Here is a 12,177-nt window from a genome sequence, read left to right as displayed (position 1 = left end):
GGTGGTGTGGGGGGGCGCCCGGGGGGGGGGGGGGGGCGTGCTTTGTGTGTGGGGGGGGGCCCCCGCGGGGGTGGGGCCGCCCCTTGGCCCCCCCCCCCCCACCGCCCCACCCCGGAAATGCGACCGACCCCTCGACGGCCGCTGGAAAATGGTCATTGGATAGCGATGTGATGCATTTCGCCGCGCAAGTCGGCAAGAAATGCGCGGGCATCGCTGTCGGATAAAGCCATTCGAGTCAAAGCCGCCCAATGGCGGCGATGAACGTCGACGAGTTCGGGACCGCGGGTCACCATGCTGCCCGGAATGGGCTCGCTGGAGGCGATCGCGTGGTCCTCGTTCTCATAGATCACGAAACCGTGCGGAATCGTCGCGGTGGCTTCCACGTCCTGTGGAATCACCGCGATGCCGACCGTATCGAGGGTCTCCACGGAGATGATGCGGTCCAATTGGGCGAGTAGGACACGATGCGGCCCGGGCCGAAACCGCAGGGCCGCTTCGGTTACCAGGAATTCGAAACGCTTGGCGGGGTCGTACAGCACGCGCTGGCGCTCCAGGCGCGCGGAGAGCGCGGCCGTCAGAGCATCGGGCGGGTACGGCGGATCGAAGGTGCCGAACACCCGGCGGGCGTAATCGGCGGTCTGGAGTAGGCCGGGCACCAGCGCGGGCTGGAAATTGCGCACCAGATACGCATCGTCCTCGAATGCCCGCACATCGTCCTGGAGATGCGGGCGTTCGGCGAGCGATGCCGCCCAATCTCCGACCTCGGGCGCGTGCGCGGCCTCGGTGAGCCCGCGCAACGACTGCTGACAATCCGCGTCCGCCCCAACCGCTTTGGCCCAATCGAGCACCTGCGGCAGCGGCGGCACCACCTGCCCCGATTCGATCCGGGACAACGTCGACTGACTGATTCCCACCTGCTTCGCCAACTCGCGTCCGGAGATTCCAGAAAGATCCCGCAATCGCCGCAGCTCGGTCGCCAGTTGCTGGCGCGGCTGCGGCTGGCGCACAACGGAATTCGCGGTGATGCTCGCCGCGTCCGTCGCACCCTCTGCGGGTTGATTCACTGGAACCATGATGATTCAGATCGAATCATCTTGATTCAGCCGCGTCAAGCCGAGACGGGTCACAAACTGAATCACGCGCGGAATCGCCTGTCCGCCAACGTTGAAGCTACGAGTTTGCTTGACGGGCTGGCTGGGCCGTGGGCTCGGCAGACCGGCGTAGCGGGCGGGCAGTGGCTCGTCCGGATTCCCAAATATGGTGGCAGCGAGTGAGATTGCGCGAATTACACTCGCCGGGTGCCGCCGAGACCGCCGAAGTACGGGCAACCGGTGGCGGCGTCGCCTTGTTGATCAAATCGGACGCGATCGCACAGGCAGTTCTCCGATGCACCGAGCAGCTGAGCAACCGGCTTCTGAAGGTGACCGACGCTCAGGTCGAACACGGACTCAGGCCGATCTCGGTGGAGGCCAAGGGCTCAGCCGGAAGAGTTATCAGCACCGACAGACCCATCAACCATGATCCCGGCGTCGGGGATCCGTCGATTCCGCATCCGCCACTGACCGGCGGGCCGGGGCCGCCGGATCGCTTCTACAACGGCGCGCGGCTATGGCAGGTCGATCAAGTGTTTCCCAAGGCTTTTCGCACGGGCGAGGACGCCGCCGCGGAGGGCTACATCCGCTCCGCATCACACAGCAGCGCGGGAGAGGTCGTCTATCTGACCGATGGTGACGATATCGCCGGCGTCTACGGGACGATCACCAAATGGACCGATGTCCGAGACGGTGCGATGCGGTTCCACCCCGGAGGCATGGTGCTGGGTATTGACGCAAACCGGATCGCGGTGAATCCGATGCTGGAAGAAGGACATTCGGCCGCCAACTTCGTCGCGGGCGTCAGCGACCGCGTCTTTACCACCCCGGGCCGAGTGGACACCTCGAAGATCGTCAGCGTGAAGTTCGAGTCCTACGACAACATCATGAGCAACCCCCGAGCCACCTTGGTGGCGGACGGTTTCCCAGGGTTCGAGGGTATGAGCGCGCAAGCGCTGCGCGACCCCGCAGCGGTCAGGGCGCGCCTGACCGATATGGCCGACGCCGTGCGCAGAAACTACCCGAATATCGATGTCTCGGTTGGATCCAGCACGCTCACGGCGGATGAGGCAATCACGACCTTCCTGGCCACCTGAACGGCCCGTATTCGGTGGACGATCGGCTCGGTGCGCCGAGGCGGAAGCGCCGGCGCAGACCGAAAGCCAGATGGCGATCGCCGCGGTCAGCAGATTGGGCCGGGCCCGGCTGCGGTGGCCTCGAGTAGGTCTCGCAGCAGGGCGAAGTCGATGGTCTCCGGCTTGCGGAACCGCAGGCAACCTTTGCCCATGTCCTGCCGGGTGAGTTGTTCTCCGAACGCGTCCCGTACGTCGCTGCGCATGAGATAGAACGAGATGTACTGCTTCTGGCTGGCAAACGCGATTTCCGCGACGCCGCCGCGCTCGTAAGTCGGCATGCCGTAGGCCATTACCTCATCGAAGCCGACCAGTTCTTGTCGGCAGAGACGCCGCAACTCGGTCAGTGCGGCCTTGCGCTCCTCGGGTACTTCAGCCAGATAGCCGTCGGCGTCGCTTGCCTTGCTCTGCACCATTTGAGGGACGGTATCCCGGATGAGTATTGCTCGCCAGTAGCTATGCGGAACGGAGTCGGGCGGTCGGTGCGGTATGTGGGCCCGAGATCGGCAGCAGTCGCGGGCCTAATCCGTGTCCGCTGCCAGTTCTTCGTACAACCCTTGCAGCGCGGTGTGGTCGTCCTCGGTACCGGCGTGCGGCGCGGCGAACCAGCGTGTGTACTCGGCGATTTCGGAAAGTCGCCAGTCCAGTGCGAACAGTTCGACCATCGCGGGGTCGGGGTGCAGTAGTTCGGGTGCGACGGCGAGCAGGTCGGAGTAGTCCCGTTCGGGTGGTGCGAGAGCCAGCGATTCCCAATCGACCAGGCGTACCCCCTCGGGGGTCACGACCTGGTTGTCGTTGTGTGGCTCACCGTGGGTCGGCACCCATGAGTTCCGTTGGGAGAGCGCCGTTTCCGACAATTCCAGATAGCGGTCGGTCCACCCCTCGACTGCGTCGATGTGCGCGGAAAGGGCAAGCCGTGCCTGTTCCGCCAGCGGGCCGCTGGTCCAGGGATCGGCGGTGCGGGTACGCAACTCGTCGGCGAACGCAGGGCCGACCTGCGGAGTCCATGACCGCAACCCCTCGGGTGGGATGGCATGGTGCAGTGCGTCCAGCGCGCGAATTACTTCGCGAACATGCTGGGGTTCAATGGACTCCGCTTCGGTTGGGCTCCGGCCGTGCAGCCACGGTGTCACGCTGAGCGCACCGGTCCCGATATCGACGGTGAAACGTCCCGACCGGGCAGGCAGCGGTGCGCACACCATGTCCAGACCTGTCCCCGCCAGAGCGGCCGCCCCGGCGTATGCGGCTTCGAGCGAGGCCGCGGTGTGCCGGGGTTCCAACTGGTCCACGGTGACGAAAACGGTTGTGCCCCCACTGGTCACGCGCCAGTGATGTGCACCGAAACCCCACGGCAGATAACTGATATCGGTGACCTCGGGCAGCCAGTGTGCCGCGACCGCGTGCGTGATCGCCTCATCTGTGATGTTTGCCGGACGGGAAAGCATGAGATCGCATATTAATCCGCGCGCGGAACACTCGGCCACGGCATTTCCTCGGTACTCGAACAGGCATGACCTGGGGGCGGTTTCGATCACTCCTCGCGGAACCGATCCGGAGCAGCGGGTTCCTCGGCAGGTGATGGCACGGAGTAAACGATCAGCGTCCGGTGTTGTCGCACTTGTCGCTACACCGATCATCGGCGAGCCGGACAGTGCTCCGCCCAGCAGGGAAGTGGGATTCGATGAGCCTTCGCCAGTACGAGTACGCGCTGGCCGTAGCCGAGGCGGGTTCGGTGACGGCGGCGGCCGAACTGCTGCACGTCGCTCAACCCTCGATGTCTCAGCAAATCCGCAGCCTGGAGCGCGAACTCGGAGTGGCACTGTTCGCTCGTACCCCGTCCGGACTGGTGCCCACCACGGTCGGTCGAGCGTTTCTGCGGGAGGCCCAGGTCGCGGTGAACGCGTCCCGGCGCGCACGAGCCACCGCGCGGGCCGGTGCCGATGAGCTGGTGGGTGAATTGGTGGTAGCGGCGCAGATGGGTTTCGGCACGCGGCAGTTGCCGGAGGTGCTGAGCATGCTGCGCCGCCGCTTTCCGCGCGTGGAGATCACGGTCTTCGAGGAGCCGAGTTCGGCTGAATTGGAGCGGCTGTGTCGCGGGGGCGTACTCGATCTCGCTCTGATGGCGGCATGCGAGCGTGGCCCCGCGGGGGCGCACCACCTCGGCTATGAAGAGTTCGTGGTGGTGCTGGGCGCCGAGCACCGGCTACTCGCGAAGGACCGTGTCGAACTGAGGGAACTGGACGGAGAATCGTGGGTGCGGTTCGACCGCGCCAGTGCGCTCGACGGTGTGCTGTCCGGTGTGCTGCGCGATAACGAGCTGACCTCGGTCACGGCCGCCCGGGTATCGCAGACCGGGACGGCGGTGCGCTGGGCCGCGCACGGGCTGGGCGTGACGCTCGTTCCCGCTTCCGCGGTTCCGCGGGATATGCGGCACCTGGCCCGCCCGCTGCTTCCGGCCGTGCCCCAGCCCGTCGTTGCCGTGATCCGCCAGGACCCAGGCCCGGCGGAGACGGCTCTGCTCGAACTTCTGCGTGTGCAGCACTGGGACGAGCCTGTCAGGAGCTTGGTGGCAGCCGCGCCCACCAATCCGGTGCCCGACCGCACAGCGTGAAGTGCTGTTGCCCAGGCGGTTTCATTGGGTGAGCTGAAACAGACTCAACCCCTGGGGAATTCGCCTCCATCGACGACGAGGCTGCTGCCGGTCAACCAGCTCGCCTGCTGGGAAACCAGGAACAGCACCGCGTCGGCGATATCGTCGGGCTGACCATCGCGCCCCAGAGGCGGAGCGGAGTTATCTTGCCCCGGCCCCGCTTCCAAGCGCGACCACTGTTCCCGAGTCGCCACACCGCCGGGTGTGGCGGTTCTGCCGGGGGAGACGGTATTGACCCGAATCCCGAACGGAGCCAACTCCGCCGCCAACCCCCGGCTGTAGTTCTCCAGTGCCGCTTTCGCGGTCGTGTAGTGCAGGAACGGCGGCGCCACCATCGGAACCGCGGCCGAGGAGATATGCACGATCGCCCCCGAACGCCGTTCCCGCATTCCCGGCGCCAGTAACGCGTCCACCCGTACCGCCGCCGAGAAGTTCAGATCCAGCGCGTCCTGCCACACCTCCTCGGGGATCGCCAGAGCACCCGCATACGGCTGTCCTCCGCCCGCATTGTGAACCACGATGTCCACCCCGCCGAGCCGCTCGTCCGCCGCGGCGGCGAGCGCATTGACCCCCGCTGGCGTCCGCACATCGGCTGCCACGAACAAGGCTTCGTCCGATGCCGCACTTCCCGATCGAGCGGTGGTGAGCACCTCGGCGCCCGCGTCCAGGAGCTGGCGCACGATAGCCGCTCCGATACCGCGTGTACCGCCCGTCACCAGTGCCCGCTTGCCCACGAGAGTCCTTGTACCCGAGCTGTTTTCGATCGTACCCATGGCGGTCCTTTCGATTGCATGTGTCTCGCTTCGACGAAACGGTATGTCCGCGAAAAGACCGGGCGCAAAGACGAAAACACAGCCGGCGGTATAGGACATCCCTATCTCGCCTGGCAGTGGTCGATGCAGACAATGCGGGCGGTTCGAGGGTGCCCTCGATCAGCCCAGCCACGGAAGATTCGAGCCCTCCCGGTGGTGCCGAAGCCGCAGCCGAACCGTCGGATGCACCGGCAGCCCTTCCAGTTCCTCCAGCGATAGGAACCGAACCGCAGTCGATTCGTGCGAGACCTGGATATCACCACCGACCACACGGCCGTAGTAGACAACCGCAAACTCCTGGCGCACTTCACCATCGGCGTATTCGATGACATGCGCCGGGTCGGTATAGATACCCAGCAGCCCGGTGATCTCGATGTCGAGCCCCGTCTCTTCGCGAGTCTCGCGGACGACACATTCCTCCAGGGTTTCCCCCACCTCCATGATTCCCCCGGGGAACGACCAATTCCCCGAATCACCACGCCGCTGCATCAGAACCCGGCCGGAGTCGTCCACCACCAGCGCCGAGCCTCCCGGCTTCAGCGAGTTGGGTTCGGGTGCATCGGGATCGTTGTAGTAGTCACGCCGTGAACCCATGGTCTACCTCCGTCCTGAATGGGGTCGTGGTACCCCAAATCTGCTCGAACTGATCGGCAAATGACTCGAATATGCCGTGCGGAGAGAGCCTCCGCAGGTAGAGCGCGGTGTGCTGGTAGCCCCTGGCTCGGAACAGATACGGGGTGACGATCATTTCGGAGTCGAACCGAAACACGGAGTTGTACAGATGCGTGGTGTGCAGCCCTACCGCACATCCTGGGCTATCGGCCAACGGCCCGAGCATCGACAACGCATTGCGTATTCGACCGGGGAGGGTACCGCCCATCTGTTCCAGCGTGTCCCGTTCAATGACATGGTCGCAGTCGGGATCAGCGAACCCCAGGCGGACGACACATCCTGACTTCGCCTTGGCTGCAATGAGTTCGGATGCTTTTGGCAATAGTTCGAACACGAACGGGTAGGCGTACCCGATGATGTCTATCCGCTCAGTTGCCTTGTGCACCAACGACACCCACAGATCGTTGGGTATCTCGGCGCGGTGTGCATAGGCCGCCAACACCTCTGCCGTCGACGGTGCTCCGGGCTGTGCATCCGGCCGGGAGGCTGGCCACAGCGACTCCTCGGTCTCTCCGAGTTTTTCGGCTACCTGGAGTCTGGTCCGCCGGTGCGGTAGACGCCCGGCAAGCCATCGGTTGACCGTTTTCACATCTACGCCGACACAAGCGGCCAGGGCCGCGGAGCTGAGCCCTGCTCTGAGCATCGCTGTCTCCAGGCGCTGCTGAGTCATACCGAAATCCTAAGTGTCCGTGAGGGACGCTGTGGGCACTTCAAACGCCTGGCGAAGTGTCCTTGACACAGTTCTAGCGTCCCAGCGGTGTTTCTACGGTTGCCATACCAGCGACGAGAGGGACTGTCATGACTGAGCCGGAATCCGCGTCGCGTACCTGGCTGATCCCGTTTCCCGGTGGCCTGTTCGAACTCCAGGCACGCGGAGACGAATCAGACGACCGAGCCGGGTTTTATCTCGAGAGTCAGGGGCGCGTCGTCTTCGATGGGCACGACGAACGAGGGGTCGTAATGCATAGGAAACCGACGTGTTTGGGGTACCTCCGGACCGATGTATCAGGGGCGGCCCGGCTCTGGGATCAACAGCAGATACGAAGGCTCGCTACACGTCTCGGTTATGAGTTCGCGGACATGGTGATTCATGACCCGTCCTTCGGTCGGCCCCCACTGGCGCGACTCGAGGCGTTGGCAATCCGGTTGGATGCCGATGCCGTCATTGTCCCGACCCCTGAACATCTCCCGGGAGGGGAGACGCTGGGGACGCTGGTGCAGCACGTCGACGTGATCACTGTGACCCCTGAAGAGACCTACGCTCGAAGCGCCATGCCCCCTGTTCGATGACTGGTGCACAAGCTGGCCGATCGGGCTCCCAAGGCGGCATATGTGATCGCTGTTCAATTGCGCAGGTAGACGGCGATGTACGGGCCGATCATCGGGGCGGTGACGAGGTCGAGTTGGCCGGTGCCGCGTAGGTCGATCAGTTCGGTGGATTCGAGGGTGAAGGGGGCGGGGTACCACTCGGTGCGTGTGAATCCGCCGTGGCCGTCGCCGCGCCAGAGGGTTATGTGGGCGGTGACGGAGTCGGCGGTGATCATGTCCAGGTTGCCGGTGCCATAGAGGTCGGCGAGTGCGAGGCCTGCGGTTCCGGGGCTTGCGTAGGAATAGCGCGAGGCGAGTAGGGTGCCGTGGCCGTCGTTCAGCCAGACGTTGAGGCCGCCGAGACTGGTAACCCCGACCACATCCGGGTGTCCGTCATTGTTGACATCGGCGCTGCGGATGGCTTCTTGGACCAGGTCCGGGCCCAAAAGGGTTTGGTTTCGGCCGAATCCGCCGTGACCGTCGCCGTACAGGGCGTTCAGGACGACGGGGACTCCCGAGGCGACGATCAGGTCGAGGTTGCCGTCGCCATCGAGATCCGCGGTCTCGAGCCCTACCGATGCGAGTCCGGCCGCCACGGTGTGTCCGATGAACCCGCGCGCACCGTCGGCCAGGAACACCGTCGACGGCGTTGCCGCGACCGCGAAGTCCAGGTGCCCGTCATGGTCGAAATCCCCGGCTCGAATAGCACCGGGAGCCAATCCTTGTGCGAAGTACCTGCGTTGATCGGCAAAGCCCCCGAGGCCGTCCCCGTAGAGAATCACCATCTCGCCGATGGCATTTGACACGATCAGATCGAGATGCCCATCGCCATCGAGATCGACCGCGGTCACCGCGTCGGGCGCGACACCGGTGGGGATGTAGCGCGGCGCGGCGAAGGTCCCGTCTCCATTGCCGCGCAACATCTGTATGCCGAACCCGCATTCGTCGGTGACTACGAGATCGACCCGCCCGTCGCCGTCGAAATCCCCGTGCGCGATGGCCTCGGCCGTCGGCGACACTCCGCACAGCGTCACCGGCACCAGCCGCCCGGGGGCGAACGTGGTTCCCGAACTCGCCGCCGATCCGGTCTCCGAATCCGCCTGGGCGATCCCGGGAACCAGCGAAAGTGTCAATGCCGTCGCAACCGCGATCCCCCAGACGTCTCGCCGCGGCACCCGTCGCCGATACCCGCTCAGCGCATTGAACGTCATGGTCAGGACTGTATTTGCGGTCGGCACCCGGCCGTTTGCCCAGAGCTGCCAGTTCATTGGCGATTGGCGACACCACATCCGCGACCGGTTGGGAATTGGGAGGGATTAACCTGATCAGCTTGCCGATCTCGGTTAACCGGTGGCATTAGGTTGTATGACATGGGTAAACGTGGTTCTGGCAACCCGGATGAGGTCGGGGTGGAGTTGCGGCTGCTCGTCGGGCAGCTCTTTCGGGAGCTGCGCAATGACATGACCGTCAGCGGGCTGAGTGTGCCGGAGCTGTCGGTGCTGGGGCGGTTGGATCGCGATGGGTCGGTAACCGCGGTGGAATTGGCTGCGGCCGAACAGGTTACGCCGCAGGCCATGGCGCTGACGGTGGCGAGCCTGCATGATCGCGGGCTGATCAGCAAGACCAAGGATGAGCGCGATAAGCGCAGACTGCTGCTGGAGACGACCGCTGCCGGGCGGACCGCCATGAACGCCCTGCGCACCGGGGGAGCGGATCGGGTGGTGAAGGCGCTCGAGATGGAGTTCACCGCGGCTGAGGTGGAGCGGATCGCCGATGTGCTGCCGCTGCTGGCACGACTGCGAGATCGGTTGTAGGACCGTCTATTTAGTCGGTGGTATCGGCCAGTGGGGTCTCGCGCAGGAACCAGGACAGTATGAAGGCGAGGACCGCGGTCGGTGCCGCGAGTAGAAATACGTAGGTCAGTGCGTCGGCGTACCCACCGGCGACTATCGCTCGGATAGGCGCCGAGACCGTCTTCAAGACGCCAGGATCGGATTGCACCTGATGCGCGATCCCGGTGTCGGAGGGGGCGATTCGGCCGGAGTTGATCATCGAGGTGATCTCGGTGGCGAGTTTGGCGCTGAACAGGGTGCCGAAGACAGCGGTGCCGAACGAGCCGCCGATGGTGCGGAACAGGGTCACGCCCGAGGTGGCGACACCGAGTTCGGCACGGGGTGCGTCGTTCTGCAGGACTGTGGTCAATACCTGTGTGACGCAGCCCAATCCGAGGCCCAGTATCAGGAGATACGCCGAGGAGAGCCAGGCTGAGGTGTGCTCGGTCATGGTCGACAGCAGCAGTAGCCCGACCGCGACCAGTGCGCTGCCTACGATCGGAAACACTTTGTATCGCCCCCAGCGACTCAACAGTTGTCCGCTGACGATCGACATCAGGATCATCCCGCCCATCAACGGCAGCAACCGCAGGCCGGAGACGGTGGCGGTGACGCCGTAGACCACCTGCTCGAACAGGGGCATATAACTGGTCGCCCCGAATTGCGCCAGGCTGATGAGGAATCCGATCGCGGCGGCCAATACGAATATCGGTCGCCGGAAAAGGTGCAGCGGGAGTACCGGTTCCGCGGCGCGACGCTCGGCCCACACGAAACCGAGTGCAGCCGTCACGGTTCCAGCGCACAGCCCGAGAACCGGTGCCGAATCCCACCCGTAGGTGGTCCCGCCCAGGGTGACCACGAGCAGCAGGCAGGTGATGGCGGCCCCGAGCAGCACAATCCCGAGATAGTCGATACTCGACTCGGCCGCAACGGGTTTCGGCAGTCGCAGGTATACCGCGATGACCGCGAGCGCGAGCGCGCCGATCGGCAGGTTGATGTAGAAGACCCACCGCCACGACAGCTCATCGGTGAAGAAACCGCCGATCAGCGGACCCGCCACACTCGCCAGTCCGAAGACGGCCCCGAAGATCCCCATGTACCGGCCGCGTTGGCGCGCGGACACCACATCGGCGATGATCGCCTGCGACACCACGATCAGCCCACCCCCGCCCAGGCCCTGTATCCCGCGAAAGGCGATGAGCTCTCCCATATTTCGCGACAGCCCGGCCAATACGGAACCGGCGAGGAACACCGCGATCACGATGAGGAAGATCGGCTTGCGGCCGAACAGATCGCCGAGCTTGCCCCACAGCGGTGTGCTGACCGCCATCGCCAGCAGATACGCCGTCAGCACCCACGACAGCAGGCTCAGCCCGCCCAGATCCCCCACGATGGTCGGCAGCGCGGTGGATACGACGGTCTGATCGAGGGCGGCGATGAACATCGCGAGCATGAGTCCGGTGAACACCGGCCACAGGGTGGTCTTCGCGGTGCTCGGGGCGCTCATAAGTGTCCGCCTCGGTCAGGGTTTCCCGTCTCGGATCGCTCCGCGAACTGAGATCCGTACTCCCGCAGCGCGGTTCGCACCACCGACGACAGCGGTGTCGTATCGCGGCCGATGAGCCGGTGCAAATCCCCACTGCGCATATCGAACCAACCTGCGGCGATGCCGATTTCATTGTCGGCCGCCTCCGCGGCGACGCTGCGCGGCAGGCCCGTCTCGACCAGCGCCTCCGCGTACGCATCGGGTTCGAGCATGCGATAGGCGACCGGCCGATGTGCCACCGCCGCAATGCATCCGGCGATCTGAACACCGGACAGGGCGTAATCGCCGCCGAGTTCATAGACCACTCCGGCATGCCCGTCCGTGGTGAGGACCGTCGCCGCCGCGGCCGCGTAATCGGCGATCGCCGCCCCGGACACCCGCCCCGCGCCCGCCGCGCCGAGCAACTCTCCGCGAGCGATCACCGCATCGAGTCCGGCCGTGTAATTCTCCCAGTACCAATCGTGCCGCAGCATCGTCCACGGTATCGGTGAGGCGCGCAGCATGGCCTCGGTGCCGCGATGCGCCTCGGCGAGCATTGTCGGATTGCCTTGCGCGCGAACCATACTGGTGTAGGCAATCGACTCGACCCCGGTGCGCACCGCGGCATCGATCACACTGCGGTGCTGGCGAACCCGCCGCTGCCGACTGCTGCTCGAGATGAGGAGCAGCCGATTCACCCCCGGCAGCGCCCCGGTCAGGGTGTCACGCCAGTCGTAGTCGCCGTACTCGACCCGAACTCCACTGTCCGACAGATCCGTCGTCTCCTGCGGATTGCGCACGATCGCGACAATGCGCTCAGCCGGAACTCCTCGAATGAGCAACTCATCGACAACGGCCCTGCCCAGACGCCCGCTGGCACCCGTGACCCCAATGACCATGCTGTGCCTCCCGCATCCCGGCCGGTTGACGAAATCCGAAAATGATCAAGCAGACTTAATCAAGCTAACTTGATGAATATGGTGCGTCAAGGGGTACCGCGCGGAGGTGCTGCACAGTAGCTCCGCGATCCGTACGGGTGCTGAACTCCAGTGATAGCCTGTCGGCGGTCGCCGAATTCGGAGGCTGTGGAGTGTCCGACTGATAGCTGTGAATGTTCTCGTTCGCCGGTTACGGCCGAACATGCCGGCCGCGGA

Annotated in this window: 12 protein-coding genes; 3 read left to right on the top strand and 9 right to left on the bottom strand. The window is 64.9% G+C overall.

The features are described 5' to 3' along the window. Nucleotides 1-152 precede the first annotated feature (152 nt). Entirely contained in the window at nt 153-1,064 is a 912-nt protein-coding gene (locus tag ACFC0O_RS19055) for a helix-turn-helix domain-containing protein (RefSeq protein ID WP_375959500.1), read from the bottom strand. A 206-nt stretch (nt 1,065-1,270) separates the two neighbouring features. Between ACFC0O_RS19055 and ACFC0O_RS19050 the strand changes: the two genes are divergently transcribed. Then, the gene (locus ACFC0O_RS19050) at nt 1,271-2,188 is read left to right on the top strand and encodes a hypothetical protein (protein ID WP_375959498.1); all 918 of its coding nucleotides are present in this window, start codon (nt 1,271-1,273) and stop codon (nt 2,186-2,188) included. Nucleotides 2,189-2,274: 86 nt separating this feature from the next. Here the strand turns inward: ACFC0O_RS19050 and ACFC0O_RS19045 are convergent, their stop codons facing one another. Both ACFC0O_RS19045 and ACFC0O_RS19040 read right to left on the bottom strand, forming a co-directional pair. Beyond that, nucleotides 2,275-2,640, bottom strand: a complete 366-nt coding sequence (locus ACFC0O_RS19045; RefSeq protein ID WP_375959496.1) for an iron chaperone — start codon at nt 2,638-2,640, stop codon at nt 2,275-2,277. 105 nt (nt 2,641-2,745) lie between these two features. Beyond that, entirely contained in the window at nt 2,746-3,669 is a 924-nt protein-coding gene (locus tag ACFC0O_RS19040) for an aminoglycoside phosphotransferase (RefSeq protein ID WP_375959494.1), read from the bottom strand. A gap of 236 nt (nt 3,670-3,905) precedes the next feature. Here ACFC0O_RS19040 and ACFC0O_RS19035 point away from each other — a divergent pair, with 236 nt between their 5' ends. After that, nucleotides 3,906-4,835, top strand: a complete 930-nt coding sequence (locus ACFC0O_RS19035) for a LysR family transcriptional regulator (protein ID WP_375959492.1) — start codon at nt 3,906-3,908, stop codon at nt 4,833-4,835. A 44-nt stretch (nt 4,836-4,879) separates the two neighbouring features. On the opposite strand, the gene ACFC0O_RS19030 is transcribed toward ACFC0O_RS19035, so the two are convergent. The 4 genes from ACFC0O_RS19030 to ACFC0O_RS19015 all read right to left on the bottom strand — a co-directional run bounded on the left by ACFC0O_RS19030 (nt 4,880) and on the right by ACFC0O_RS19015 (nt 8,877). Continuing rightward, nucleotides 4,880-5,647, bottom strand: a complete 768-nt coding sequence (locus ACFC0O_RS19030) for an oxidoreductase (RefSeq protein WP_375959490.1) — start codon at nt 5,645-5,647, stop codon at nt 4,880-4,882. A gap of 159 nt (nt 5,648-5,806) precedes the next feature. Further along, the gene (locus ACFC0O_RS19025; protein WP_375959488.1) at nt 5,807-6,280 is read right to left on the bottom strand and encodes an NUDIX domain-containing protein; all 474 of its coding nucleotides are present in this window, start codon (nt 6,278-6,280) and stop codon (nt 5,807-5,809) included. Then, nucleotides 6,264-7,028 (bottom strand): XRE family transcriptional regulator, encoded by a 765-nt coding sequence (locus ACFC0O_RS19020; protein ID WP_375959486.1) that lies wholly within the window; start codon nt 7,026-7,028, stop codon nt 6,264-6,266. The genes ACFC0O_RS19025 and ACFC0O_RS19020 overlap by 17 nt, the downstream gene beginning before the upstream one ends. A gap of 673 nt (nt 7,029-7,701) precedes the next feature. Then, nucleotides 7,702-8,877: an FG-GAP repeat domain-containing protein gene (locus tag ACFC0O_RS19015; protein ID WP_375959484.1), complete on the bottom strand. Its 1,176-nt coding sequence runs from the start codon at nt 8,875-8,877 to the stop codon at nt 7,702-7,704. 159 nt (nt 8,878-9,036) lie between these two features. On the opposite strand from ACFC0O_RS19015, the gene ACFC0O_RS19010 reads away from it, so the two are divergent. Beyond that, nucleotides 9,037-9,480 carry a MarR family winged helix-turn-helix transcriptional regulator gene (locus ACFC0O_RS19010; RefSeq protein ID WP_375959482.1) on the top strand — a complete coding sequence of 148 codons (444 nt, stop codon included), beginning with the start codon at nt 9,037-9,039 and terminating at the stop codon, nt 9,478-9,480. Nucleotides 9,481-9,490: 10 nt separating this feature from the next. Here the strand turns inward: ACFC0O_RS19010 and ACFC0O_RS19005 are convergent, their stop codons facing one another. Both ACFC0O_RS19005 and ACFC0O_RS19000 read right to left on the bottom strand, forming a co-directional pair. Then, nucleotides 9,491-11,005: an MDR family MFS transporter gene (locus tag ACFC0O_RS19005; protein WP_375959480.1), complete on the bottom strand. Its 1,515-nt coding sequence runs from the start codon at nt 11,003-11,005 to the stop codon at nt 9,491-9,493. Then, on the bottom strand, nt 11,002-11,922 hold the full coding sequence (locus ACFC0O_RS19000) for an NAD(P)H-binding protein (protein WP_375959478.1): 921 nt from the start codon (nt 11,920-11,922) through the stop codon (nt 11,002-11,004). Before ACFC0O_RS19000 ends, ACFC0O_RS19005 begins: the two co-directional genes overlap by 4 nt. Nucleotides 11,923-12,177 lie beyond the last annotated feature (255 nt).

This window comes from Nocardia sp. NPDC056100 (assembly GCF_042266325.1).
GTDB lineage: Bacteria > Actinomycetota > Actinomycetes > Mycobacteriales > Mycobacteriaceae > Nocardia.
The sequence above is the reverse complement of the archived record's forward strand: the minus strand, read 5'-3'. Positions and strand labels throughout refer to the sequence as shown.